Annotated in this window: 34 protein-coding genes; 4 read left to right on the top strand and 30 right to left on the bottom strand. The window is 64.8% G+C overall.

Features of this window, described 5'->3' with window-relative positions; all coding sequences use genetic code 11:
* Positions 1–5: 5 nt before the first annotated feature.
* The 30 genes from secY to eno form a co-directional block, all read right to left on the bottom strand.
* Positions 6–1,352, bottom strand: a complete 1,347-nt coding sequence (gene secY, locus ACH0AE_RS05600; protein WP_294445078.1) for a preprotein translocase subunit SecY — start codon at positions 1,350–1,352, stop codon at positions 6–8.
* A gap of 188 nt (positions 1,353–1,540) precedes the next feature.
* Complete coding sequence (gene rplO, locus ACH0AE_RS05595; RefSeq protein ID WP_294445079.1) at positions 1,541–2,083, bottom strand: 50S ribosomal protein L15; 543 nt, start codon at positions 2,081–2,083, stop codon at positions 1,541–1,543.
* A gap of 94 nt (positions 2,084–2,177) precedes the next feature.
* Positions 2,178–2,354 carry a 50S ribosomal protein L30 gene (gene rpmD / locus ACH0AE_RS05590; protein WP_046408576.1) on the bottom strand — a complete coding sequence of 59 codons (177 nt, stop codon included), beginning with the start codon at positions 2,352–2,354 and terminating at the stop codon, positions 2,178–2,180.
* 6 nt (positions 2,355–2,360) lie between these two features.
* On the bottom strand, positions 2,361–3,107 hold the full coding sequence (rpsE, locus tag ACH0AE_RS05585) for a 30S ribosomal protein S5 (protein ID WP_294445080.1): 747 nt from the start codon (positions 3,105–3,107) through the stop codon (positions 2,361–2,363).
* A 3-nt stretch (positions 3,108–3,110) separates the two neighbouring features.
* Positions 3,111–3,461 carry a 50S ribosomal protein L18 gene (gene rplR / locus ACH0AE_RS05580; RefSeq protein ID WP_227770943.1) on the bottom strand — a complete coding sequence of 117 codons (351 nt, stop codon included), beginning with the start codon at positions 3,459–3,461 and terminating at the stop codon, positions 3,111–3,113.
* Positions 3,458–3,991: a 50S ribosomal protein L6 gene (gene rplF / locus ACH0AE_RS05575; RefSeq protein ID WP_294445081.1), complete on the bottom strand. Its 534-nt coding sequence runs from the start codon at positions 3,989–3,991 to the stop codon at positions 3,458–3,460. Before rplF ends, rplR begins: the two co-directional genes overlap by 4 nt.
* Positions 3,991–4,386, bottom strand: a complete 396-nt coding sequence (gene rpsH, locus ACH0AE_RS05570) for a 30S ribosomal protein S8 (protein ID WP_046408570.1) — start codon at positions 4,384–4,386, stop codon at positions 3,991–3,993. The genes rplF and rpsH overlap by 1 nt, the downstream gene beginning before the upstream one ends.
* A 10-nt stretch (positions 4,387–4,396) precedes the next feature.
* Complete coding sequence (gene rpsN, locus ACH0AE_RS05565) at positions 4,397–4,702, bottom strand: 30S ribosomal protein S14 (RefSeq protein WP_231021864.1); 306 nt, start codon at positions 4,700–4,702, stop codon at positions 4,397–4,399.
* A 38-nt stretch (positions 4,703–4,740) separates the two neighbouring features.
* Positions 4,741–5,325, bottom strand: coding sequence for a 50S ribosomal protein L5 (rplE, locus tag ACH0AE_RS05560; protein ID WP_406875521.1), 585 nt, complete (start codon positions 5,323–5,325; stop codon positions 4,741–4,743).
* The gene (gene rplX, locus ACH0AE_RS05555) at positions 5,318–5,635 is read right to left on the bottom strand and encodes a 50S ribosomal protein L24 (protein WP_294445084.1); all 318 of its coding nucleotides are present in this window, start codon (positions 5,633–5,635) and stop codon (positions 5,318–5,320) included. Before rplX ends, rplE begins: the two co-directional genes overlap by 8 nt.
* On the bottom strand, positions 5,635–6,003 hold the full coding sequence (rplN, locus tag ACH0AE_RS05550) for a 50S ribosomal protein L14 (protein WP_017979484.1): 369 nt from the start codon (positions 6,001–6,003) through the stop codon (positions 5,635–5,637). Before rplN ends, rplX begins: the two co-directional genes overlap by 1 nt.
* A gap of 248 nt (positions 6,004–6,251) precedes the next feature.
* Positions 6,252–6,536 carry a 30S ribosomal protein S17 gene (gene rpsQ / locus ACH0AE_RS05545; protein WP_046408562.1) on the bottom strand — a complete coding sequence of 95 codons (285 nt, stop codon included), beginning with the start codon at positions 6,534–6,536 and terminating at the stop codon, positions 6,252–6,254.
* A 13-nt stretch (positions 6,537–6,549) separates the two neighbouring features.
* Positions 6,550–6,750 carry a 50S ribosomal protein L29 gene (gene rpmC / locus ACH0AE_RS05540; RefSeq protein ID WP_294444132.1) on the bottom strand — a complete coding sequence of 67 codons (201 nt, stop codon included), beginning with the start codon at positions 6,748–6,750 and terminating at the stop codon, positions 6,550–6,552.
* A gap of 1 nt (position 6,751) precedes the next feature.
* On the bottom strand, positions 6,752–7,186 hold the full coding sequence (gene rplP / locus ACH0AE_RS05535; protein ID WP_066776779.1) for a 50S ribosomal protein L16: 435 nt from the start codon (positions 7,184–7,186) through the stop codon (positions 6,752–6,754).
* A gap of 12 nt (positions 7,187–7,198) precedes the next feature.
* On the bottom strand, positions 7,199–7,906 hold the full coding sequence (rpsC, locus tag ACH0AE_RS05530; protein WP_294444134.1) for a 30S ribosomal protein S3: 708 nt from the start codon (positions 7,904–7,906) through the stop codon (positions 7,199–7,201).
* A complete protein-coding gene (gene rplV / locus ACH0AE_RS05525; RefSeq protein WP_227770950.1) occupies positions 7,906–8,283 on the bottom strand; it encodes a 50S ribosomal protein L22 in 378 nt (125 codons plus the stop codon). The genes rpsC and rplV overlap by 1 nt, the downstream gene beginning before the upstream one ends.
* Positions 8,283–8,561, bottom strand: a complete 279-nt coding sequence (rpsS, locus tag ACH0AE_RS05520; protein WP_085810277.1) for a 30S ribosomal protein S19 — start codon at positions 8,559–8,561, stop codon at positions 8,283–8,285. Before rpsS ends, rplV begins: the two co-directional genes overlap by 1 nt.
* The gene (gene rplB / locus ACH0AE_RS05515; protein ID WP_227770951.1) at positions 8,561–9,394 is read right to left on the bottom strand and encodes a 50S ribosomal protein L2; all 834 of its coding nucleotides are present in this window, start codon (positions 9,392–9,394) and stop codon (positions 8,561–8,563) included. The genes rpsS and rplB overlap by 1 nt, the downstream gene beginning before the upstream one ends.
* A gap of 1 nt (position 9,395) precedes the next feature.
* Positions 9,396–9,713 (bottom strand): 50S ribosomal protein L23, encoded by a 318-nt coding sequence (locus tag ACH0AE_RS05510; protein ID WP_227770952.1) that lies wholly within the window; start codon positions 9,711–9,713, stop codon positions 9,396–9,398.
* A complete protein-coding gene (rplD, locus tag ACH0AE_RS05505; RefSeq protein WP_294444135.1) occupies positions 9,706–10,323 on the bottom strand; it encodes a 50S ribosomal protein L4 in 618 nt (205 codons plus the stop codon). The genes ACH0AE_RS05510 and rplD overlap by 8 nt, the downstream gene beginning before the upstream one ends.
* A gap of 2 nt (positions 10,324–10,325) precedes the next feature.
* Positions 10,326–11,060, bottom strand: a complete 735-nt coding sequence (gene rplC, locus ACH0AE_RS05500; protein ID WP_406875520.1) for a 50S ribosomal protein L3 — start codon at positions 11,058–11,060, stop codon at positions 10,326–10,328.
* 313 nt (positions 11,061–11,373) lie between these two features.
* Positions 11,374–11,682 carry a 30S ribosomal protein S10 gene (gene rpsJ, locus ACH0AE_RS05495; RefSeq protein ID WP_066776796.1) on the bottom strand — a complete coding sequence of 103 codons (309 nt, stop codon included), beginning with the start codon at positions 11,680–11,682 and terminating at the stop codon, positions 11,374–11,376.
* Between the two features lie 172 nt (positions 11,683–11,854).
* Positions 11,855–13,051 carry an elongation factor Tu gene (gene tuf, locus ACH0AE_RS05490; RefSeq protein ID WP_294444137.1) on the bottom strand — a complete coding sequence of 399 codons (1,197 nt, stop codon included), beginning with the start codon at positions 13,049–13,051 and terminating at the stop codon, positions 11,855–11,857.
* Positions 13,052–13,262: 211 nt separating this feature from the next.
* Positions 13,263–15,356, bottom strand: coding sequence for an elongation factor G (gene fusA, locus ACH0AE_RS05485; RefSeq protein WP_294444138.1), 2,094 nt, complete (start codon positions 15,354–15,356; stop codon positions 13,263–13,265).
* A 98-nt stretch (positions 15,357–15,454) separates the two neighbouring features.
* Positions 15,455–15,925 (bottom strand): 30S ribosomal protein S7, encoded by a 471-nt coding sequence (gene rpsG, locus ACH0AE_RS05480; RefSeq protein ID WP_294444139.1) that lies wholly within the window; start codon positions 15,923–15,925, stop codon positions 15,455–15,457.
* A 77-nt stretch (positions 15,926–16,002) separates the two neighbouring features.
* Positions 16,003–16,374: a 30S ribosomal protein S12 gene (gene rpsL / locus ACH0AE_RS05475; RefSeq protein ID WP_029936467.1), complete on the bottom strand. Its 372-nt coding sequence runs from the start codon at positions 16,372–16,374 to the stop codon at positions 16,003–16,005.
* A 249-nt stretch (positions 16,375–16,623) separates the two neighbouring features.
* The gene (locus ACH0AE_RS05470) at positions 16,624–17,889 is read right to left on the bottom strand and encodes an amidohydrolase family protein (RefSeq protein WP_406875548.1); all 1,266 of its coding nucleotides are present in this window, start codon (positions 17,887–17,889) and stop codon (positions 16,624–16,626) included.
* Positions 17,890–17,891: 2 nt separating this feature from the next.
* Positions 17,892–18,362: an MAPEG family protein gene (locus tag ACH0AE_RS05465; protein ID WP_294444141.1), complete on the bottom strand. Its 471-nt coding sequence runs from the start codon at positions 18,360–18,362 to the stop codon at positions 17,892–17,894.
* A 119-nt stretch (positions 18,363–18,481) separates the two neighbouring features.
* The gene (locus ACH0AE_RS05460; RefSeq protein WP_294444142.1) at positions 18,482–18,796 is read right to left on the bottom strand and encodes a septum formation initiator family protein; all 315 of its coding nucleotides are present in this window, start codon (positions 18,794–18,796) and stop codon (positions 18,482–18,484) included.
* 43 nt (positions 18,797–18,839) lie between these two features.
* Positions 18,840–20,120, bottom strand: a complete 1,281-nt coding sequence (gene eno, locus ACH0AE_RS05455; RefSeq protein ID WP_294444143.1) for a phosphopyruvate hydratase — start codon at positions 20,118–20,120, stop codon at positions 18,840–18,842.
* Positions 20,121–20,253: 133 nt separating this feature from the next.
* Between eno and ACH0AE_RS05450 the strand changes: the two genes are divergently transcribed.
* From ACH0AE_RS05450 to ACH0AE_RS05435, 4 genes are read left to right on the top strand one after another with little or no spacing between them, the layout of a single operon-like run.
* The gene (locus tag ACH0AE_RS05450) at positions 20,254–20,817 is read left to right on the top strand and encodes a hypothetical protein (RefSeq protein WP_294444144.1); all 564 of its coding nucleotides are present in this window, start codon (positions 20,254–20,256) and stop codon (positions 20,815–20,817) included.
* A 5-nt stretch (positions 20,818–20,822) separates the two neighbouring features.
* Positions 20,823–21,167, top strand: coding sequence for a phage holin family protein (locus tag ACH0AE_RS05445; protein ID WP_294444145.1), 345 nt, complete (start codon positions 20,823–20,825; stop codon positions 21,165–21,167).
* Positions 21,164–21,526, top strand: a complete 363-nt coding sequence (locus tag ACH0AE_RS05440) for a phosphatase (protein ID WP_294444146.1) — start codon at positions 21,164–21,166, stop codon at positions 21,524–21,526. The genes ACH0AE_RS05445 and ACH0AE_RS05440 overlap by 4 nt, the downstream gene beginning before the upstream one ends.
* Positions 21,523–21,981 (top strand): hypothetical protein, encoded by a 459-nt coding sequence (locus tag ACH0AE_RS05435; RefSeq protein WP_294444147.1) that lies wholly within the window; start codon positions 21,523–21,525, stop codon positions 21,979–21,981. The genes ACH0AE_RS05440 and ACH0AE_RS05435 overlap by 4 nt, the downstream gene beginning before the upstream one ends.
* Positions 21,982–22,038 lie beyond the last annotated feature (57 nt).

Here is a 22,038-nt window from a genome sequence, read left to right as displayed (position 1 = left end):
GCCACTCAGCGCAGGCGGCCACCCTTCAGCTTCGCCTTCTTGATCAGATCGCCATACTGGTGGGCCAGCAAGTGCGACTGGATCTGCGTGACCGTGTCCATCGTCACGTTGACGACGATGAGCAAGCTCGTGCCGCCAAGATAGAAGGGAATCGACAGCGCCGAGACGAGATATTCCGGCACCAGGCAGATGAAGGCCAGATACGCCGCACCGATGACGGTGATGCGCGTCAGCACGTAATCGAAATAGACCTCGGTGTTCTTGCCCGGACGGATGCCCGGCACGAAGCCGCCATAGCGCTTCAGATTCTCCGCCGTCTCCTCCGGGTTGAAGACCACCGCGGTGTAGAAGAACGAGAAGAAGATGATGCCGGCGCCGTAGAGCAACATGTACAGCGGGCTGCCGTGCTGCAGATACTGGTTGAGGCTGATGATCGTGTCACCCCACCAGCTCTCGCCCGAAACGGCGGTGCCGGCGAACTGCGTGATCGTCAGCGGCAGCAGCAGCAGCGACGAGGCGAAAATCGGGGGGATCACGCCGGCGGTGTTGATCTTCAGCGGCAGGTGGCTGCGATCGGCCTGCATCCCGCGCTGCGTCTGGCGCTTGGGATACTGGATCAGGATGCGGCGCTGCGCGCGCTCCATGAAGCAGATGAAGAGCACGAGGCCAGCCACCGCGACGATGATCGCCAGCAGGACCGCCGGGTTCATCGAGCCGGTGCGGCCGCCCTCGAGCAGGTTGACGATCGTCGTCGGCAGGTGCGCGACAATGCCCGCCATGATGATCAGCGAGATGCCGTTGCCGATGCCGCGGCTGGTGATCTGCTCACCGATCCACATCAGGAACATCGTGCCGCCGATCAGCGAGATGACCGCGGCGACGCGGAACAGCATGCCCGGCTCGACCACCGCACCGCCCGCCTCGAGGCCGGTCGCAATGACATAGCCCTGGATCGCGGTGAGCAGCACCGTGCCATAGCGCGTGTACTGGTTGAGCTTCTTGCGACCGCTCTCGCCCTCCTTCTTGATCGCCGCAAGCTGCGGGGACAGCGAAGTCGCGAGCTGAACGACGATCGAGGCCGTGATGTACGGCATCACGCCCAGCGCGATCAGCGAGGCACGCTCCAGCGCACCACCCGAGAAGGTGTTGAAGAAATCGAGCACGCCGCCCTGGGTCTGACGCGCGAGCGCGGCGAGGCCGGTCGGGTCGATGCCGGGAAGCGGCACATAGCTGAGCAGGCGGAAGACGATCAGCGCACCGATCGTGAACCACAATCTCTTCTTGAGATCGGTCGCCTGCGCGAATTTCGCGAGGCTGATGTTTTGCGCCATCTGGTCGGCTGCGGATGCCATCGTACGTCGGTGCCTTCGGAAACGAAAAACGGCGGAGAAGGTCTAACGCCCCGCCCCGCCGCTCATATAGTCTCGCTCGAAGGCTTGTCTAACCTAGCGAGCAAATTCCGCTCCGGCTCGAGGCCGGAACCCAGTCGCGAGCGGCCCGTAACTGGGCCCCGGCATGGCGCCGGGGCGGCAGCTATGGCTTACTTGGCCTGCTTGGCAGCCTTGTCGGCCAGGCGCGCTTCGCGGGTCTTGCCCTTCTTCGCGGCAGCCTTCTCGCCAGCAGCGACGACTTCGATCACGTTGACCGAACCGCCGGCCTTCTCGATCGCTTCACGCGCCGAGGCCGAGACGCCGGCAACGGTGAAGTTCAGCTTCGCGCTGATCTCGCCCTTGGCGAGGAGACGAACGCCGTCCTTGCCACCGCGCGCAAGGCCTGCGGCCTTCAGCGCTGCATGGTCGATGTCGGTGCCGGTCAGCTTGCCTGCGTCGACCGCCTTCTGGATCGCGCCCAGGTTCACCTCGGCATAATCCTTGGCGAAGATGTTGTTGAAGCCGCGCTTCGGCAGACGCATGTGGAGCGGCATCTGACCGCCCTCGAAGCCCGCGATGGACACGCCCTCACGGCTCTTCTGACCCTTCTGGCCACGACCGCCGGTCTTGCCCTTGCCCGAGCCGATGCCGCGGCCGACGCGGATCTTGCGATGACGGGCGCCTTCGTTGTCCCGCAGTTCGTTCAGTTTCATGTGTGCACTCGCTTTCGCTTTTGTCGCGCTGATAAAAAGGAAGGGGGCCGCTTAGCCCCCTCCCCCGTGTTTGTCACTAGTCAGGCAAGGACGCTCAGTCCTGAACCTCGACCATGTGCTGCACCTTGCGGATCATGCCGCGGACCTCGGGGCTGTCCTCGAGCTCCGAAACACGGTGCATCTTGTTGAGGCCAAGGCCGATCAGCGTTGCACGCTGGTCCTTGGTGCGACGGATCGGCGATCCGGTCTGCTTCACCTTGATGGTTGCCATGTCGGCTTACTCCGTGATGGCCGCAGCGTCCGCCTCGGCGGTCTGCGAACCACCGCGGCCGAGCAGGTCGGCGATCTTCTTGCCACGACGCTGGGCAACCGCCTTCGGCGAGGTCTGGTTGTTCAGCGCCTCGAACGTGGCGCGGATCATGTTGTACGGGTTCGACGTACCGACCGACTTGGTCACCACGTCGGCGACACCGAGCGATTCGAAGATGGCACGCATCGGGCCACCCGCGATGATGCCTGTGCCCTGCGGCGCCGAGCGAACGGTGACGCGGCCGGCACCGAAGTGGCCGTTCACGTCATGGTGCAGCGTGCGGCCTTCCTTCAGCGGCACGCGGACCATCGCCTTCTTGGCAGCGGCAGTGGCCTTGGAGATCGCCTCCGGCACTTCGCGCGCCTTGCCGTGACCGAAGCCGACGCGGCCCTTGCCGTCACCGACGACGACGAGCGCTGCGAAGCCGAAGCGCTTACCGCCCTTCACCGTCTTCGACACGCGGTTGATGTGAACGAGCTTTTCGATCAGCTCCTCACCACCGTCATCACGGTTGCGGTCGTCACGACGACCACGACCGCCGTCACGGCCGCCACGATTGCCACCGGGGCCACCACGGCCACGACCGCCACCCGGACCGCCGCGACCGCGACCGCCACCGCCGCCACCGGCGTAACCGCCGCCCTGCGGCGCGTCGTTGGTGGCGGGAGCTGCGTCCTGCTGCACCGCTTCCGGCGCGTTGTTTTCGTCAGCCATGTCTTAGAACTCCAGTCCGGCTTCGCGCGCGGCTTCCGCCAGCGCCTTCACCCGTCCGTGAAAGAGGAAGCCGCCACGGTCGAACACGACCTGCGTGACGCCGGCAGCCTTCGCCGCCTCGGCGATGCGCTTGCCAACGGCACTGGCAGCATCGACGTTCGACGTCGCACCTTCGTGGCCCTGGAGCGTCGAGGCAGCAGCGACCGTGCGGCCCTGTGCGTCGTCGATCACCTGAGCGTAGATGTGCTTGCCCGAGCGATGCACGGACAGACGCGGACGGCCGCCGCTGCGCGCACGAAGCGCCGTACGGTTGCGGCGACGCCGCTTCTCGAAAAGCGAAAGGCCCTTGGTCACTTCTTCTTTCCTTCCTTACGGAAGATGAACTCGCCGTCGTACTTGATGCCCTTGCCCTTGTACGGCTCGGGCTTGCGCCAGCGGCGGATCTCGGCGGCCAGCTGGCCAACCTTCTGCTTGTCGGCACCCGAAATCTCGACCGTGGTCTGATCCGGGGTCTTCACCTCGATGCCTTCCGGCACGTCGATGTCGACATCATGGCTGTAGCCGAGCTGCAGCTTGAGCTTGCGACCCTGCGCAGCGGCGCGATAGCCGACGCCGGTGATCAGCAGCTTCTTGGTGAAGCCCTCGGTCACACCGGTGACCAGGTTCTGCACCATCGTACGCTGCATCCCCCAGAAGGCGCGCGCCTGCTTGGAGTCGTTCGCCGGCTGCACGGAAATGCCACCGTCCTCGAGCGTGTACTTGATCTCGTCGCGCAGCGTGAGACCGAGGGTACCCTTCGGGCCCTTCACGGTCAGCTGCTTGCCCTCGATCGTGGCAGTGACACCGGCCGGAACCGTGACTGCCTTCTTGCCGATGCGGCTCATCAGAACACCTCCGCCAGCACTTCGCCGCCGACGTTCTGCTCGCGTGCCTCGGCATCCGAGAGCACGCCACGCGGCGTCGAGACGATCGTGATGCCAAGGCCATTCATCACACGCGGCAGGCTCTGCGAGCCGCTGTAGATACGACGACCAGGCTTCGAGACGCGGGCGACATGCTTGATCGCCGGCTGGCCCTCGAAATACTTGAGCTCGATGCGGACGCCCTTCACGGGGCCCATATCTTCCTCGCTATAGCCACGGATGTAGCCTTCGCGCTGAAGCACGTCGAGCACGCGGGTCCGCAGCTTCGACGCCGGCGACACGACGCTGTCCTTGCGTGCGCGCTGGCCGTTGCGGATGCGGGTGAGCAGGTCACCCAGGGGATCGGTCACTGCCATCTTGGTGTCCTTACCAGCTCGACTTCGTCAGACCGGGGATCAGGCCCTTGTTGGCCAGATCGCGCAGCATCACGCGGGCAAGACGGAACTTGCGATAGTAAGCGCGCGGCCGGCCGGTGATTTCGCAGCGATTGCGGACGCGGGTCGGGTTCGAATTGCGCGGAAGTTCGGCCATCTTGAGGCGCGCGATGAGACGCTCGGTCTCGTCGAGCGACTTGTCGTTCGCCGTTGCCTTCAGCTTCGCCCACTTCGGGGCATATTGCTTCACGAGCTTCTTGCGACGCTCGTTCTTGTTCACGGAACTCAGTTTCGCCATGGACTTAAGCTCTCTCGTTCAGTTCGTTGCCAAGGGGCTCACGCCGCCTTCTTCTCTTCTTCCGCCTCGTCCCGCGGGAACGGGAATCCGAACAGGCGAAGCAGCTCGCGCGCCTCCTCGTCGGTCTTGGCGGTGGTAGTGACGATCACGTCCATGCCGCGCACCTTGTCGATGCGGTCATAGTTGATTTCCGGGAACACGATCTGCTCCTTCAGACCGCAGGCATAGTTGCCGCGTCCATCGAAGCTCTTCGGGTTCAGGCCGCGGAAGTCGCGGACACGCGGAAGCGCGATGGTGATGAAGCGATCGAGGAATTCGTACATGCGTTCGCGACGCAGCGTGACCTTCACGCCGATCGGCATGCCTTCACGCAGCTTGAACTGCGCGATCGACTTCTTCGCCTTGGTGATCACCGGCTTCTGGCCCGCGATCAGCTCCATTTCGGAAGCGGCCTGCTCGACGCGCTTCTTGTCCTGGGTCGCCTCACCGACGCCCATGTTGAGCACGATCTTCTCGATCCGCGGGATCTCGAGTGCGTTCTTGTAGCCGAACTTCTCGGTCATCGCCTTGGCGATCGACTCGTCGTACAGCTTGCGCAGGCGCGGCGTGTAGCCATCAGCCATCGATCTTCTCCCCGGTCTTGACCGCGACGCGGACCTTCTTGCCGTCCTGCGTCTCGAAACGGACGCGCGTCGGCTTGCCGTCGGCAGTCACGTGCGCGACCTTCGACACATGGAGCGGCGCTTCGAAGCGCTGCAGGCCACCCTGCGGGTTCAGCTGGGTGGGCTTGGCGTGGCGGGTCGCGACGTTGACGCCCGACACGACGACCTTGCCGTCCTTCGGCATGGCGGCGGTGACGGTGCCCGTCTTGCCCTTGTCCTTGCCGGACAGGACGATGACCTGATCGCCCTTCTTGATCTTCGCGGCAGCCATTACAACACCTCCGGAGCCAGCGAGATGATCTTCATGTGCTTCTTGCCACGAAGTTCACGCACCACCGGGCCAAAGATACGGGTGCCGATCGGCTCCTCGTTCTTGTTGACCAGCACGGCGGCGTTGCCGTCGAAACGGATGGTCGAGCCGTCCGCACGGTGAATGTCCTTGGCGGTGCGCACGATGACGGCGCGATGCACGTCACCCTTCTTCACCTTGCCACGCGGCTGAGCTTCCTTGATCGACACGACAATGATGTCGCCGACGCTGGCCGTGCGGCGCTTGGAACCACCAAGCACCTTGATGCACTGTACCCGCTTCGCGCCGCTGTTGTCAGCGACGTCGAGATTGGACTGCATCTGGATCATCGATCCGCTTCCTTCTCTCTGATGGGGTGGATACCGACCCAGCCCCGCCTAAAAAAACGCCCCGGGCGCGGAGCATTCCGCGTCCAGGGGGAGCGGCCCGTTAGCCGCTCCGCAGGAGAAAGGCAATGCCCCGTGGTGCGCTGCCTATTCCTGCCGTCGCTTCCTCGTGCCCCTCGACTGGTCTCCGGCGGATGCCGGACCCTGGCCGATACTGGCGCGAGGCCCTGGTCTACGTGCCGAGCGGCGGCTTACGCCGACGCCGGCTCGTCGATCTCGACCCGCTCCGGCGTCGCATGGGTGTTCACCCGATCGACGACCTTCCAGGTCTTCAGCTTGGAGATCGGCGCGGTCTCTTCGATCCGCACGGTCTCGCCCTGCTTGTACTCGTTCGCCTCGTCATGGGCGTGATACTTCTTCGAACGGCGGATGATCTTGCCGTAGAGCGGGTGCTTCACCTTGCGCTCAACGTTCACGACCACCGTCTTGTCGCCCTTGTCGGAGACGATCAGCCCGGTCAGCACGCGCTTCGGCATTGCTGTGGTCCTCTTACTTGCTGGCGGCAGCGGAACGCTGCGCCTGCAGGGTCTTGATGCGGGCGATGTCCTTGCGGACTTCGCGCACGCGGCTCGGCTTCTCGAGCTGGTTGGTCGCCGCCTGGAAGCGCAGGTTGAACTGCTCGCGCTTCAGGTTGCCCAACGCCTCGACGAGCTGATCGTCGCTCTGGCCGTTGTAGTCAGTCTTCGCCATCTTACTCGCCTCCGAGGTGCGACGTGTCGCCGAGGCGCGCCACGACCTTGGTCTTGATCGGCAGCTTCATTGCCGCGCGCTCGAACGCCTCGGCAGCGAGCGGCCCGGGAACGCCGTCCAGCTCGAACAGGATACGGCCCGGCTTGACGCGAGCCGCCCAGAATTCCGGCGAGCCCTTACCCGAGCCCATGCGGACTTCGGCCGGCTTGCCCGACACGGGCACGTCCGGGAACACGCGGATCCAGAGGCGACCCTGGCGCTTGATGTGACGCGTGATCGCGCGGCGAGCCGCCTCGATCTGCCGCGCGGTGATGCGCTCCGGCTCCATCGCCTTCAGGCCGTACGACCCGAAGTTGAGCGCGGTACCGCCCTTGGCGTCGCCGCTGATGCGGCCCTTGAACGCCTTGCGGAACTTGGTGCGCTTTGGTTGCAGCACTTCTTCTACTCCTTAGCGGCGGTCATCGCGCGCAGGGCGCACGCCGGAGGTCTGGGCCTCCATCATCAGGCGATCGGTCGCCGTCGGATCATGGCCCAGGATCTCACCCTTGAAGATCCAGACCTTGACGCCGCACACGCCGTAAGCGGTGTGGGCCTGCGCCTCGGCATAGTCCATGTTCGCACGCAGCGTGTGGAGCGGAACGCGGCCTTCGCGATAGCTCTCGGAACGCGCGATCTCGGCGCCGCCGAGGCGGCCACCACAGGCCACGCGGATGCCGTCGGCACCCAGGCGCATCGCCGACTGCACCGCACGCTTCATGGCGCGGCGGAAGGCGATACGACGCTCGAGCTGGTCGGCAATCCCCTGCGCGACGAGCTTCGCGTCGACTTCCGGCTTGCGGATCTCGACGATGTTCAGCGACACATCCGACGAGGTCATCGAGCCGAGCGTCTTGCGCAGCTTCTCGATGTCCGAGCCCTTCTTGCCGATGATCACGCCGGGGCGTGCAGCGAAGATGGAGATGCGGCACAGCTTGGCCGGACGCTCGATCACCACCTTGGAGATCGCTGCCTGCGGCAGCGTCTTCAGGATGTACTGGCGGATCTTGAGATCCTCCAGCAGCAGGCGACCATAGTCCGCGCCGTCGGCGTACCAGCGGCTGTCCCAGGTGCGGTTGATCTGCAGGCGCAGACCGATCGGGTTGCTCTTATGACCCATTAGGCTTCTTCCTGCTCACGCACGACGATCCGCAGCCGCGAGAACGGCTTGAGGATGCGGGTGGACTTGCCGCGGCCGCGCGTGGCGAACCGCTTCATGGTGATCGACTTGCCGACCGACGCCTCGGCGACGACGAGTGCATCGACGTCAAGGTTGTGGTTGTTCTCGGCGTTGGCGATCGCGGAGGCGAGCACCTTGCGCGCGTCGACCGCCATGCCCTTCTTCGAGAAGGCCAGGATGTTCATCGCGTCGCCGGCCTTCTTGCCGCGGATCAGACCCGCGACCAGGTTCAGCTTCTGCGCCGAACCACGGATCTGCGTGCCGACCGAGAGGGCTTCCTTCTCGCCGACCTTGCGGGGGGACTGAGGCTTGCTCATCAGCGCTTGCCCTTCTTGTCAGCGGCGTGACCCGGGAAGTAGCGCGTCGGCGCGAACTCACCCAGCTTCATGCCGACCATCTCTTCGTTCACCGACACCGGCACGAACTTGCGGCCATTGTAGACATTGAACGTCAGACCGACGAACTGCGGCAGGATGGTCGAACGACGCGACCAGGTCTTGATCGGACCCGAGCGGCCATTCTGGTCCTGCGCCACCTCTGCCTTCTTCAGCAGGTGAAGGTCCACGAACGGACCCTTCCAGACGGAGCGAGCCATTACTTCTTCCTCGCGTGACGGCTGCGGATGATCATCTTGTCCGTCGCCTTGTTGTGGCGGGTGCGCGCACCCTTCGTCGGCTTGCCCCACGGGGTGACCGGATGACGGCCGCCCGAAGTGCGGCCTTCACCGCCGCCGTGCGGGTGGTCGACCGGGTTCTTCGCGACGCCACGGGTAAGCGGACGCTTGCCCATCCAGCGGCTACGGCCCGCCTTGCCGAAGTTCTGGTTCTGGTTGTCGGGGTTCGACACCGCGCCAACCGTCGCCATGCAGTCGCTGCGCAGGTAACGCTGCTCGCCCGAGTTCAGGCGAACGATCACGAGACCGCGGTCACGACCGACGACCTGCACGTAGGTGCCGGCCGAACGGGCGATCTGGCCACCCTTCATCGGCTTCATCTCCACATTGTGGACGATGGTGCCGACCGGGACCTGGCCCAGCTCCATGGCGTTACCCGGCTTCACGTCGGTCTTCTTGCCGGCGATGATCTTGTCGCCGACATTCAGGCGCTGCGGCGCGATGATGTAGGCCTGCTCGCCGTCGGCGTAGCTGATCAGCGCGATGAACGCCGTGCGGTTCGGGTCATACTCGAGCCGCTCAACCGTGCCCTCGGCGTCCCACTTGCGACGCTTGAAGTCGATGTAGCGATACTTCTGCTTGTGGCCACCCGCGATGCCGCGGCTGGTCACGTGACCCTTGTTGTTGCGACCGCCGGTCTTGCGCTTGCCTTCGGTCAGCGCCTTGACGGGCGCGCCCTTGTGCAGGCCCGACCGGTCGATCAGCACCAGCCCGCGCATCGCGGGGCTGGTCGGGTTATAATGCTTGAGTGCCATCTTACTTGGCCCCCTCGGTGACGTCGATCGTCTGCCCATCCTTGAGCGTGACGATCGCCTTCTTCATGTCCGACCGGAAATAGGGCTTGCCCTTCCAGCGCTTCGTCTTGCCCTTCTGGACGATGGTGTTCACGCCAACGACGCTGACGTCGAAGATCGCTTCAACCGCCGCCTTGATCTCCGGCTTGGACGCGTTCTGCGCGACCTTGAACACCACGGCGTTCTGCTCGGAGAGAAGGGTCGACTTCTCGGTGATGTGCGGCGCGACGATCACGTCATAGTGACGGTTGTCGATCGCCTTCTGCTGCTGCTTAGCCATTGAAGCGAGCCTCCAGCTTCTCGACCGCAGCGCGGGTCAGCACCAGCGTATCGGCCTTGATGATGTCATAGACATTGGCGCCAACCGCAGGGAGCAGATCCACACCCGGCAGGTTGTAGCCGGCGCGGAAGCCCTCGGCCGTCTCGGCGTCGATGACCAGCGTGCGCTTGCCAACGTTGAGCGCCTCGAAGTGGCCCTTCAGTTCCTTGGTCTTGGCGACCTGGAAACCGTCGAGCACGATCAGCGAGCCGGCCTTGGCATGGCTCGAAAGCGCCATCTTCAGGCCGAGCGCACGAACCTTCTTGTTCAGCGACGGGTTGAAGTCGCGAACGCGGGCACCGTGAGCCTTACCGCCGCCGATGAAGACGGGAGCGCGGCGATCGCCGTGACGCGCCACACCGCCGCCCTTCTGGCGACCGAGCTTCTTGCCCGAACGTGCGACGTCCGAACGCTCGCGGGTGCCGCGGGCGGTGCCGCGACGCTTTTCGAGCTGCCAGGTGACGACGCGATGCAGGATGTCGGCGCGCGGCTCGAGGCCGAAGACCTCGTCCGACAGCTCGACGTCCGCGGCGCTCGCCTTGGCATCGAAGGAGGAAACCTTGACCTTCACGTTCAGCCCTCCTGGCCGTCGGTCGCTTCGGTTGCCGGAGCAGCCGCTGCGTTGTTGCTATTGGCAGCCTTCAGGCCGGCCGGACGCGGTGCGCCGGCATGCGGCTTCAGCTTCACGGCGTCCTTGACGAACAGCCAGCCACCCTTCGAGCCGGGCACCGAGCCCTTCACGAAGATGAGGCCACGCTCGACGTCGGTGCCGACGATCTCGAGGTTCTGCTGCGTGCGGTTACGATCACCCATGTGACCGGCCATCTTCTTGTTCTTGAAGACGCGGCCCGGATCCTGGCGGTTACCGGTCGAACCGTGCGAACGGTGCGAGACCGACACGCCGTGCGTCGCGCGCAGACCGCCGAAGTTCCAGCGCTTCATCGCGCCGGCAAAGCCCTTACCCTGGGTGCGACCCTGGATATCGACGAACTGGCCGGTGACGAAGTGATCGGCAGCGATCTCGGCGCCGACGTCGAGGAGGTTGTCCTCGCTGACGCGGAATTCGTGGACGATCGCCTTCGGCTCGACTTCGGCCTTGCCGAAGTGGCCGCGCTGCGGCTTGGCGACATTCTTTGCCTTGGCGACGCCTGCACCAAGCTGGACGGCCGTATAGCCATCACGTTCTGTTTCGCGGCGAGAGATGACCTGAAGCCCTTCCAGCTGCAGGACGGTGACGGGCACGTGGCGGCCGTCGTCCTGGAACAGGCGGGTCATGCCCATCTTCTTCGCGATCACGCCGGTACGCATGATCCGTAGCTCCTCAACAGAGGCACCCTGAGGCCCATCCCCAAGGTGCTTGTGACACCCCCTGGAAGGAGGCATCGTTTCGGGACCCCATCAAAGAACGCCTTTGACGAGATCCCTCAGCCCGGAAAATGCGAAACGTGCCCCCGTCCCGGGCTGGTCGCTTCCTCGCGGAAGCAGACGGGAGACGCTGTCCCAGCCGCGAGCGACTGGCGGTATCTCTTGCTTGTCAGGGGCCCCCGGGGCTTCCCAACCATTCCCTCACCACGGGAACGACAAACCCGCGGGACTCACGTCAACCGCGGGATGCGGGCCATTACGCCAGCTTGATCTCAACGTCAACGCCCGCGGCCAAGTCGAGCTTCATCAGCGCGTCGACGGTCTGGGGGGTCGGCTGCACGATGTCGAGCATGCGCTTGTAGGTGCGGACCTCGAACTGCTCGCGGCTCTTCTTGTCGACGTGAGGACCACGGTTGACCGTGAACTTCTCGATGCGCGTCGGCAGGGGAATAGGACCACGAATGAGGGCACCGGTACGTCGGGCCGTGTCGGCGATGTCGCCGGTGGCCTGATCGAGCACACGATGGTCGAACGCCTTCAGGCGAATGCGGATGTTGCTGTCCATAATCCCTACCGATGCGAAAGAGCGGGCCACGTGAACGCGGCTCTTGCTGTTCGTGAAACTGTCGAAGGCGCGGCCAATAGCCCTGCCCTCACTAAAAGGCAACCGCCCGACGCACCTTGTGGCGCGCCGGGCGGCAGCTTTGCGGCGAACCGCTAGATCTTAGAGAAAGATCTTACTTGGCGATCGCGCTGACGACGCCTGCACCGACGGTGCGGCCGCCTTCGCGGATCGTGAAGCGCTGGCCCACGTCCATAGCGATCGGCGCGATCAGCTTGATGCCCAGAGCGACGTTGTCGCCCGGCATCACCATCTCGGTGCCCTCAGGCAGCTCGACGGTGCCGGTCACGTCCGTCGTACGGAAGTAGAACTGCGGACGATAGTTGCCGAAGAACGGGGTGTGACGACCGCCTTCTTCCTTCGACAGCACGTACACTTCCGACGAGAACTCGGTGTGCGGCTTGATCGAGCCCGGCTTGCAGAGCACCTGGCCACGCTCGACTTCGTCGCGAGCAACGCCGCGGATCAGCGCACCGATGTTGTCGCCAGCCTGGCCCTGGTCGAGCAGCTTGCGGAACATTTCGACGCCGGTGACCGTGGTCTTGCGGACTTCCGGGTGGATGCCGACGATCTCGACTTCCTCACCAACCTTCACCACGCCGGTTTCGACGCGGCCGGTGACGACCGTGCCACGACCCGAGATCGAGAACACGTCTTCGATCGGCATCATGAACGGCTTGTCGAGCGGACGCTCCGGCTGCGGGATGTACTCGTCAACAGCCTTCATGAGCTCCATGACGGCGTCGGTGCCGAGCTTCTGGTCCGAACCCGAGAGGGCGCAGGTAGCCGAGCCCTTGATGATCGGAATGTCGTCGCCCGGGAACTCGTACGAGCTCAGCAGCTCGCGGACTTCCAGCTCGACCAGCTCGAGGATTTCCTCGTCGTCGACGAGGTCGACCTTGTTGAGGAACACAACCATCGCCGGCACGCCGACCTGACGGGCCAGCAGGATGTGCTCGCGGGTCTGCGGCATCGGGCCGTCGGTCGCCGAGACGACCAGGATCGCGCCGTCCATCTGGGCCGCGCCGGTGATCATGTTCTTCACGTAGTCGGCGTGACCCGGGCAGTCGACGTGCGCATAGTGACGGTTGGCCGTCTCATACTCGACGTGCGCGGTCGAGATCGTGATGCCGCGCTCACGCTCTTCCGGAGCCTTGTCGATGTTCGCGAAGTCGACCGCTGCGTTACCAGCGACGTTCTCAGCGAGCACCTTGGTGATTGCCGCCGTCAGCGAGGTCTTGCCATGGTCGACGTGACCGATGGTGCCGATGTTCAGGTGCGGCTTGGTCCGCTCAAACTTAGCCTTAGCCATTGTTGTCCTACCTTCTGGATTTCCACTTGAGCCGCACGAGGACTCGCCGTGAAGGCGGCCCCATAGCGGCTGAATTCCCGTTTCGCAAACCCTGCCTTCCGGCGGGGCCGACGCGGAAACAAGTCCCGCGTCGTCGGACGGGTCCGGCTTTGCCGACCCGCCGGCCGGCCTTGCAGCGTGTCGGGAGCAAGCATGCTTACTCCCGCGCGCCTCAGGCGAGCTTCGCCTTCACTTCGTCAGCGACGTTCTGCGGCACTTCGTCATAGTGCGAGAACTGCATCGAGTAGCTCGCACGGCCCTGGGTGAAGGAACGCAGCGAGTTCACGTAGCCGAACATGTTCGCCAGCGGGACCATCGCCGTCACCGCCTGCGCGTTGCCGCGCGTGTCGGTGCCCTGGATCTGGCCACGACGCGAGTTCATGTCACCGATCACGTCCCCGAGGTAATCCTCGGGCGTCACGACCTCGACCTTCATCACCGGCTCGAGCAGCGTGATGCCGGCCTTCTGCGCCGCTTCGCGCATCGCGCCGCGGGCGGTGATTTCGAACGCCAGAGCCGACGAGTCGACGTCGTGGTACGCGCCGTCATACAGCACGATCTCGAAGTCGATGATCGGGAAGCCGACCAGCGAACCGGTAGCCGCCGTCTCGCGGAAGCCCTTCTCGATCGCGGGGATATATTCCTTCGGAATGTTACCGCCCTTGATCTCGTCCTTGAAGATGATGCCGGCACCGCGCTCGCCCGGCGTCAGCTTCACCTTCACGCGACCGAACTGACCCGTACCACCCGACTGCTTCTTGTGGGTGAAGTCGATGTCGACAGGCTTCTTCAGGTATTCGCGATACGCCACCTGCGGCGCACCGACGTTCGCCTCGACCTTGAACTCACGCTTCATGCGGTCGACGAGGATCTCGAGGTGGAGTTCGCCCATCCCCTTGATGATCGTCTGGCCGGATTCGTGATCGGTCGACACGCGGAACGAGGGATCCTCGGCAGCCAGGCGGTTCAGGGCCACGCCCATCTTCTCCTGGTCGGCCTTGGTCTTCGGCTCCACGCTGAGCTCGATGACGGGCTCGGGGAATTCCATCCGCTCGAGGATGATCGGGTTGGCCGGATCGCACAGCGTGTCACCGGTCGTCGTTTCCTTCAGACCCGCGATCGCGACGATGTCGCCAGCGCGCGCTTCCTCGATGTCCTCACGCGAGTTCGCGTGCATCAGAAGCATACGGCCGATCTTTTCCTTCTTGTCCTTCACCGAGTTCAGGTAGGTGCCCTTGGCGAGCTTACCCGAATAGATGCGAGCGAAGGTGAGCGAGCCGACGAACGGATCGTTCATGATCTTGAACGCGAGCAGCGACATCGGCGCGTCATCCGACGGCGGACGGGAATCGACGGTCTCGCCGTCGAGCTTCACGCCCTGAACGTCAGGAATGTCGAGCGGGCTCGGCAGGTAGTCCACCACCGCGTCGAGCAGCGGCTGAACGCCCTTGTTCTTGAACGACGAGCCGCACAGCACCGGCACGAAGTCGAACGCCAGCGTGCCCTTGCGGAGCAGGCGCTTCAGCGTCGCCGTGTCAGGCTCGTTGCCTTCGAGATAGGCTTCCAGAACCTCCTCGTCCTGCTCGACGGCGATCTCGATCAGCTCGGCACGTGCTGCGGCAGCCGCGTCCTTCATGTCGTCCGGGATCTCGCGATACTCGAACTTCGCGCCCAGCGACTCGTCCAGCCACACAATCGCGCGGTTTTCGACGAGGTCGACGAGACCAACGAACTGGCTCTCGATGCCGATCGGCAGGTAGAGCACGGCCGTGCGCGCACCCAGACGATCCTTGATCATCTGCACGCAGCGATCGAAGTTCGCACCGGTGCGATCGAGCTTGTTGACGTAACAGAGACGCGGAACGCGATACTTGTCGGCCTGACGCCACACCGTCTCGGACTGCGGCTCAACGCCGGCGACGCCGTCGAAGCAGGTAACCGCGCCGTCGAGCACGCGCAGCGACCGCTCCACCTCGATGGTGAAATCGACGTGGCCGGGCGTGTCGATGATGTTGATGAGGTGCTCGTCACCCTTGCCTTCGTTCGCGCGCCACTTGCACGTGGTCGCCGCGGACGTGATGGTGATGCCGCGCTCCTGCTCCTGCTCCATCCAATCCATCGTCGCGGTGCCTTCGTGCACTTCGCCGATCTTGTAGGACTTACCGGTGTAATAAAGGATGCGCTCGGTCGTCGTCGTCTTGCCGGCGTCGATGTGCGCCATGATGCCGATGTTACGGTACTTCTCGAGCGGATGGCTGCGGGCCATGGTCGGGCTTTCCTTAGCGATGTGGGGAGCAGGCCCATGGCCGGCTCCCCACGATATAGTTCAGGTGCGTTGCGCTTCCAAGACGGAAGCCGCGGCCATTACCAGCGGTAGTGGCTGAAGGCGCGGTTCGCTTCCGCCATGCGGTGCGTGTCTTCGCGCTTCTTCACCGCGTTGCCGCGGTTGTTTGCCGCGTCGAGCAGTTCACCCGACAGACGCGCATCCATCGTGTTCTCGCTGCGGCCGCGCGCGGCGTTGATCAGCCAGCGGATCGCCAGCGCCTGCGCGCGCTCGGGACGAACCTCGACCGGCACCTGGTACGTTGCACCACCGACGCGGCGCGAACGGACTTCGATGCCCGGCTTGATGTTGTTCAGCGCTTCGTGGAACACGCCGAGCGGCTCACGCTTGGCGCGGGCTTCGACGGTGGTCAGCGCGGAATAGACGATGCCCTCCGCGACGGACTTCTTCCCGTCCAGCATCACGGAGTTCATGAACTTCGACAGAACCTCATCCCCGTAAACGGGATCAGGCAGGATTTCCCGCTTCTCGGGACGACGACGACGAGCCATCTGGTATCTTCCTTCTAAACTTCAGCCTGGGTGATCGCATTGCCACGTCCGGCCATGGCCGGAGGGCAGCGACCGGCTTACTTCGGACGCTTGGCGCCGTACTTGGAGCGGGACTGACGACGGTCCTTGACACCCTGTGTGTCGAGCACGCCGCGCAGCACGTGATAGCGCACGCCCGGAAGGTCGCGCACACGGCCGCCGCGGATGAGCACCACCGAGTGCTCCTGCAGGTTGTGGCCTTCGCCCGGGATGTAGCTGATGACTTCGCGCTGGTTGGTCAGGCGGACCTTGGCCACCTTGCGCAGCGCCGAGTTCGGCTTCTTCGGGGTCGTGGTGTAGACACGGGTGCAAACGCCGCGCTTCTGCGGGTTCTGCTCCATCGCAGGGACCTTCGACTTGGCCTTCTGCGGTTCGCGGCCCTTGCGGACCAGCTGGTTGATCGTCGGCATTGAAGCCTTCACCTTTCCATAGGTTACTTTGCTGGAGCCATAACAGCACGTGGAATACAAAAAGGACCGGGGGCGGTCGCAAGGCGACACTTCCGGCCCTTAACGCATCCAGCAATGTTCAAGCTGCTCGGACGGGCAGGACCCACCACGAACCGGCGGCCCTATACGCATCGACTCGCCACGCGTCAATGCTGGCGGGCTTGGCGGGGCAGGAGGACAGCCCCCTGCCCGGCTGCAATCAGCACAGGCTCAGTCGACCTGTTCGCCGCCCTTGATCACCGCTGCCGGGCGCTCCAGCGCCGTCACGTCGGTCAGTGGATTGCCCGGCACTGCCACCATGTCGGCATAACGCCCGACCGCGATGGCGCCGACATCGCGGGTGCGGCCCAGCGCTTCGGCCGCGGTGACGGTGGCGGCGCGGATCGCCTGCAGCGGCGTCATTCCATATTGCACCATGATGCGGAACTGCTTGGCGGCATCGCCATGCGGCATCACGCCAGCATCGGTGCCGAACACCATCCTTGCGCCGGCCGCATTGGCCTTGCGGAAATTGTCGCGCTGGATCTGCGCGACCTCGCGGTCCTTGCGCAGGTTATCCTCGAGGATGCCGTTCTTCTTGCCCTCGGCCTGGGTATATTCGGTGTTGTAGATATCCATCGAAAGATACGCGCCCCGCTCCTTGGCCAGGCGGATACCCTCGTCGTCGATCAGGCTGGCATGCTCGATCGTGTCGATGCCGGCGCGGATCGCGGCCTTAATGCCGGCCGCGCCATGCGCATGGGCGGCGACTTTCAGGCCCCATTGATGCGCCTCGTCGGCGATCGCGCGCAACTCGGCTTCGGACAGTTGCTGCTGGCCAGGCTCGGTGTTGCGGCTGAAGACGCCGCCCGTCGCGCAGACCTTGATTACCTCGGCGCCATATTTGCGCTGCTGGCGAACATGGGTGCGAAGCTCGTCGGGCGTGTCGCCGACCGCCTTGCCGCGCTGGTTGAACGAGGGCGGGAAGAAGGTGCTGTCACAATGGCCGCCGGTCGCGGAAAGCGCATGCGCTGCGGGAACGATGCGCGGCCCGGTCATCAACCCCTCCTCGATCGCCTGCTTGTAAGCGACGTCGTCATAGTTCTCGGAGCCGACGTTGCGCACGGTCGTGAAGCCAGCGCGCAGCATCGCCTGGGCATTGGCGACACCCTGCACTGCCCAGAAAGTGTCGGTAAACTGAAGCGCTTGATAAGGGCCGTAGCGCGGGTTGGCATCGAGATGGACGTGCATGTCGATCAGCCCGGGCAGCAGCGTCACGTCACCCAGGTCCAGCCGCTTTGCTCCGGCCGGCGCATTCGGCTCACCGCGGTTGATCAAGGCGATGCGGCCGTCGGTCACCACGATCACCGGCCGGTCGACGATCGCGCCCTTCTCGACGTCCAGCATCCGGGCCGCTGTAATGACCACAGTTTCGGCCGCGGCCGCGAACGGCGCCACCATTGCCGCCGCGCCCAGCAGGCTGGCAAGACACTTCATCTTCAAAGAACACCCCCCATTGAATCCATCGCGCGGCGATACTCCCCCGCCGCCTGTGCGATATCGACGAAATAGCCGATCCACATCGCCATCAGCACGATCACCGACAAAAGGTACACCAGGAACCGCGCCTGCACCTTCTTCGGGCCGATGTGAATGAAGCTGTGCAGCGCCCTGAGGCCGACGAACAGCCAGGCGAGCGTGACCTGGATGTAGTTTACCTGCGCCGTCAGCATCATCAGCGGCACTAGCGCGAAGTACAGCACCGGCATCTCGAACAGATTGGCGAGGTTGTTGGCCGGCATCTCGACCGGGCGGAAATAGCGCATCGCCGTCTCGCCATCGGCAAAGTCCGCGGGCTTCGGCGGGTTGCGCTTCATGTGGCCGAAGCGCTGCAGGAACAGCGTGAACCACACGATGAACACCAGCGCCACCAGCGCAAACGTCGGCCACAGAATATCAAGGATCGCCATGCGTCCCGCCCCCCAATCATTTTGCCCCATTGATCTGGCGGGCAGCATGGCGCGGAACAGGGCGCGTGGGAAGCCGCAGCCGTCAGCCTGCGGGCGACACACGCCCTAACGACGACGCCTTACTTCAGCGGGACAATGATCTCGTCGGGATGCGCGACGTTCAGTTCGCGCCGCACCAGTTCATCGACCATGTCAGGGTTGGCATGGCGCGGATCGAGAAGTGCCACGCGGTTGCGCAGCATCTCGCGCCGCTGATCAAGCGCGGCATAATGCCGCTCGCGCTGCGCCAGTTGCCGCTTGTAGTCTCCAAAGGCCAGCAAGCCGTTGGCGCCCAGCACGGCATAGCCGCCAAAGAACGCCATGATCGTCAGCGCCACCGCCGGCCAGGCGGCGCGCTTCAGCACGGACCGGAAGTTGGAGGGTTTGCGGCGCATCGGCATCGATTCTCGCGCAAACCCCCAATGGATTCAAGCGTCTTTACCGCGTGCGCAGCACGTCCCGGCCAGCATAAGCGGCGATGCTGCCCAGCTCTTCCTCGATACGGATCAGCTGGTTGTACTTGGCGAGCCGGTCCGACCGGGCGAGGCTGCCCGTCTTGATCTGGCCGCAGTTGGTGGCGACGGCGAGATCCGCGATCGTCGCATCCTCGGTTTCGCCCGACCGGTGGCTCATCACGGCGGTGTAGCCGGCGCGCTCGGCGACGCGGATCGCCTCCAGCGTCTCCGAGAGTGTGCCGATCTGGTTGACCTTGACCAGCAGCGAATTCGCAAGGCCGCGCTTGATGCCGTCGCGCAGACGCGTCGGATTGGTGACGAACAGATCGTCACCGACGAGCTGCACCTTGTCGCCGATCTTGTCGGTCAGCGCCTTCCAGCCCTCGAAATCGTCTTCGGCCATGCCGTCCTCGATCGAGAGGATCGGATAGCGGGCGACGAGATCGGCGAGGTAATCGGCCATGGCACCCGGCTCGAGCGACAGGCCCTCGCCCGAAATCTCATACTTGCCGTTCTTGAAGAACTCCGTCGCCGCGCAGTCCAGTGCCAGCATCACGTCGTCGCCCGGCGTGTACCCCGCCTTTTCGATCGACTGCATGATGAAGTCGAGCGCATCGGTTGTGCTCGCGAGGTTCGGGGCAAAGCCGCCCTCGTCGCCGACGGACGTCGCCAGGCCCTTGTCGTGCAGGCCCTTCTTCAGCGTGTGGAAAATCTCCGAACCGCAGCGCACCGCCTCGACGATATTCGCCGCGCCGACCGGCATGATCATGAATTCCTGGAAGTCGATCGGGTTATCGGCATGTTCGCCGCCATTGATGATGTTCATCATCGGCACTGGCAGCACATGGGCGGCGACACCGCCGACATAGCGATACAGCGGCAGGCCGCGCGCATCCGCCGCGGCCTTCGCCACCGCCAGGCTGACGCCGAGGATCGCGTTGGCGCCGAGGCGACCCTTGTTCTCCGTTCCGTCGAGCTCGATCAGCGCGGCGTCGATCTCGATCTGGTCCTCGGCCTCAAGCCCGCGGATGGTGTCCGCGATCTCGCCGTTCACCGCCTCGACCGCAGCGTCGACGCCCTTCCCCATCCAGCGGCTCTTGTCGCCGTCGCGCTTCTCGACCGCCTCATGCGCGCCAGTCGACGCCCCCGACGGCACGGCCGCGCGGCCGAAGCTGCCATCCTCAAGGAACACATCGACCTCCACGGTCGGATTGCCGCGGCTGTCGAGGATCTGGCGGCCCTGGAGGTCAATGATTGCGGTCACGTAACGATCCTTCTACGATATCGAGGAACGGGTTCGGCAAGCCCGATAACGAGGCGAGCCGCCCGCGGCAATTCACGATGGAACCGCTGCGCGCGCCACGGGGTTTGTCGCTTCGACCAAGGAAGGATTCGCAATGGCAGACGACACTCTGAAGCCGATGACCGATCAGGACATTACGCCGGCGGCGGCTGATCCGTTCGCTCCTGCCGATCCGCTGAAGGGGCTGGACACCGATGGCGGTGACCCGCTTGCCGCGGCAGGCAGCAACGGTTCGGCCGCCAGTGCCAGCGGCGAAGGCGCGAAGCAGACGATCAGCGACAGCGTCCAGAAGCTGAAGGGCGAGGCCGGCGACCGGGCGCGCACCCTCGCAGACGAAGGCAAGGCAAAGGCGACGGGCGCGCTCGATCAGCTGTCGCAAATGCTGAACGATGCCGCCGCGCAGGTCGATGAGAAGCTCGGCTCGCAATATGGCCAATACGCCCGCCAGGCGGCGGATTCGGTGCAGGGCCTCTCGTCCTCGCTGAACGACAAGTCGGTCGATGACCTGCTCGATGATGCGCGCGAACTGGTGCGCAAGAGCCCGGCGGTGGCGATCGGCGCCGCTGCGACGATCGGCTTCGTCCTCGCTCGCCTGCTTTCGGCCGGCCTCGACCAGCGTGAGCAGGGCGGCCAGAGCAACCAGCGCGATCAGGCCTAAGCTTCGTGCTGGGGGACAGGACGGCCCGTGACGAGGAAGCCGGCATTGCCGAGCTCGTCGCGCAGCTTGCACTCGACACGCGCGAAATGGCGCAGGCGGAAGTGGCGCTTGCCAAGGCTCGCGCCACGTCCGCCGTCGCACGTTATCGCACCGCCGCCGTCTATTTCGCGGTGGCCGGTGTGCTCGCGCTGGCGGCGCTGATCGCGCTTCTCGTCGGGTTGATCCTGTCGCTTGCCACGTTGATCGGGCCGGGGCTCGCGACACTGGCGGTGGTCGGCACCGTGCTAATCATCGCTGCGGTCCTTGGCCTGATGGGCAAGAAGCGCCTTACGCCGCAGGTGACGCCTTGAGCACCGACGCCGCAGCGGCCAGCCTTGCCCTTGCCGAAGCCCGTGCCGCTGCCGCACGCGAGCGGCTGAACAGAACGATCGGCGCGCTCCAGGTGAAGCTCGATCCGCGCCTGCTGGCACGCGGGGCGATGGATGGGCTGACTGAATCCGGCACGAAGGCGCTGCGCACCAGCGTTGATACCGCCAAGACACACCCCGAAATCGTCGCCGGGGTAGGCGCGCTGGCGGTCGCCTGGCTTGGCCGACGCCGGATCGCCTCGCTGTTCCGACGCCGCCACAAGCACGGCGCAACCGCCGACAATCTAGCGCGTTCGATCCCTGGTGACTGGCCAGCCACGGCCGAGAGGAACGATATATGACCGACGACCAGACGCAGACCAATCACGATCATGAGTCGCTGCGTGAGCGCGCGACTCACGCCTATGAAAGCGCCGTCGCGCGCGCGGGCGACACCGTTGAGCATTCGCGCGACACCGCCGGCAGCGCGATCGAGAACAACCCGCTGGGCGTCCTGGCGGGCGGGCTGGCGCTTGGCGCCCTCGTTGGTGCGCTGGTGCCACGCAGCGAGCGCGAGAAAACCATCCTCGCGCCGGTCGGCAAGCGCGTGAACGCCGCCGCTGCCGCCGCGGTCGTCGCCGCCAAGGAAGCCGGGCGCAACGAACTCCACGAGCGCGGCCTCAGCAAGGAAGCGGCGCGTGAGCAGGTGAAGTCGCTGTTCCAGGGCGTGACCAAGGCGGCGGCGCAGGCCGGAACTGCTGCGGCCCAGGCCGGAAAGGAGCAGATGACAGCCACGGCACAGTCGCAGGAGCAGTGAACGAAACTGCCGGCGAGATGATTTTCGTGGGCGCGATCGTGAATAGCCGTCTTCCTA

It is taken from the genome of Sphingomonas sp. 179-A 2A2 NHS (assembly GCF_045371305.1).
Lineage (GTDB): Bacteria > Pseudomonadota > Alphaproteobacteria > Sphingomonadales > Sphingomonadaceae > Sphingomonas.
This window is presented reverse-complemented; position numbering and strand designations above follow the sequence as displayed.

Coding starts and splice junctions, on each gene's coding strand:
- rpsS (WP_085810277.1), bottom strand. CDS start 8,561: ATGGCTCGCTCCGTCTGGAAGGGTCCGTTCGTGGACCTTCACCTGCTG.
- rplO (WP_294445079.1), bottom strand. CDS start 2,083: ATGAAACTGAACGAACTGCGGGACAACGAAGGCGCCCGTCATCGCAAG.
- ACH0AE_RS05510 (WP_227770952.1), bottom strand. CDS start 9,713: ATGGCTAAGCAGCAGCAGAAGGCGATCGACAACCGTCACTATGACGTG.
- ACH0AE_RS05460 (WP_294444142.1), bottom strand. CDS start 18,796: ATGCGCCGCAAACCCTCCAACTTCCGGTCCGTGCTGAAGCGCGCCGCC.
- rpmC (WP_294444132.1), bottom strand. CDS start 6,750: ATGGCGAAGACTGACTACAACGGCCAGAGCGACGATCAGCTCGTCGAG.
- rpsG (WP_294444139.1), bottom strand. CDS start 15,925: ATGGCTCGTCGTCGTCGTCCCGAGAAGCGGGAAATCCTGCCTGATCCC.
- fusA (WP_294444138.1), bottom strand. CDS start 15,356: ATGGCCCGCAGCCATCCGCTCGAGAAGTACCGTAACATCGGCATCATG.
- tuf (WP_294444137.1), bottom strand. CDS start 13,051: ATGGCTAAGGCTAAGTTTGAGCGGACCAAGCCGCACCTGAACATCGGC.
- rpsJ (WP_066776796.1), bottom strand. CDS start 11,682: ATGGACAGCAACATCCGCATTCGCCTGAAGGCGTTCGACCATCGTGTG.
- rplB (WP_227770951.1), bottom strand. CDS start 9,394: ATGGCACTCAAGCATTATAACCCGACCAGCCCCGCGATGCGCGGGCTG.
- rpmD (WP_046408576.1), bottom strand. CDS start 2,354: ATGGCAACCATCAAGGTGAAGCAGACCGGATCGCCGATCCGTCGCACC.
- ACH0AE_RS05470 (WP_406875548.1), bottom strand. CDS start 17,889: ATGAAGTGTCTTGCCAGCCTGCTGGGCGCGGCGGCAATGGTGGCGCCG.
- rpsH (WP_046408570.1), bottom strand. CDS start 4,386: ATGGCAGTGACCGATCCCCTGGGTGACCTGCTCACCCGCATCCGCAAC.
- ACH0AE_RS05450 (WP_294444144.1), top strand. CDS start 20,254: ATGGCAGACGACACTCTGAAGCCGATGACCGATCAGGACATTACGCCG.
- secY (WP_294445078.1), bottom strand. CDS start 1,352: ATGGCATCCGCAGCCGACCAGATGGCGCAAAACATCAGCCTCGCGAAA.
- rplC (WP_406875520.1), bottom strand. CDS start 11,060: ATGCGTACCGGCGTGATCGCGAAGAAGATGGGCATGACCCGCCTGTTC.
- rplE (WP_406875521.1), bottom strand. CDS start 5,325: ATGGCTGATGGCTACACGCCGCGCCTGCGCAAGCTGTACGACGAGTCG.
- rplN (WP_017979484.1), bottom strand. CDS start 6,003: ATGATCCAGATGCAGTCCAATCTCGACGTCGCTGACAACAGCGGCGCG.
- rpsN (WP_231021864.1), bottom strand. CDS start 4,702: ATGGCGAAACTGAGTTCCGTGAACAAGAACGAGCGTCGCAAGAAGCTC.
- rpsQ (WP_046408562.1), bottom strand. CDS start 6,536: ATGCCGAAGCGCGTGCTGACCGGGCTGATCGTCTCCGACAAGGGCGAC.
- rpsE (WP_294445080.1), bottom strand. CDS start 3,107: ATGGCTGACGAAAACAACGCGCCGGAAGCGGTGCAGCAGGACGCAGCT.
- rpsL (WP_029936467.1), bottom strand. CDS start 16,374: ATGCCGACGATCAACCAGCTGGTCCGCAAGGGCCGCGAACCGCAGAAG.
- ACH0AE_RS05435 (WP_294444147.1), top strand. CDS start 21,523: ATGACCGACGACCAGACGCAGACCAATCACGATCATGAGTCGCTGCGT.
- rplF (WP_294445081.1), bottom strand. CDS start 3,991: ATGAGCCGCATCGGCAAGAAGGCAGTCACGGTTCCGGCCGGTGTCACT.
- rplV (WP_227770950.1), bottom strand. CDS start 8,283: ATGAGCAAGCCTCAGTCCCCCCGCAAGGTCGGCGAGAAGGAAGCCCTC.
- rpsC (WP_294444134.1), bottom strand. CDS start 7,906: ATGGGTCATAAGAGCAACCCGATCGGTCTGCGCCTGCAGATCAACCGC.
- ACH0AE_RS05465 (WP_294444141.1), bottom strand. CDS start 18,362: ATGGCGATCCTTGATATTCTGTGGCCGACGTTTGCGCTGGTGGCGCTG.
- rplX (WP_294445084.1), bottom strand. CDS start 5,635: ATGGCTGCCGCGAAGATCAAGAAGGGCGATCAGGTCATCGTCCTGTCC.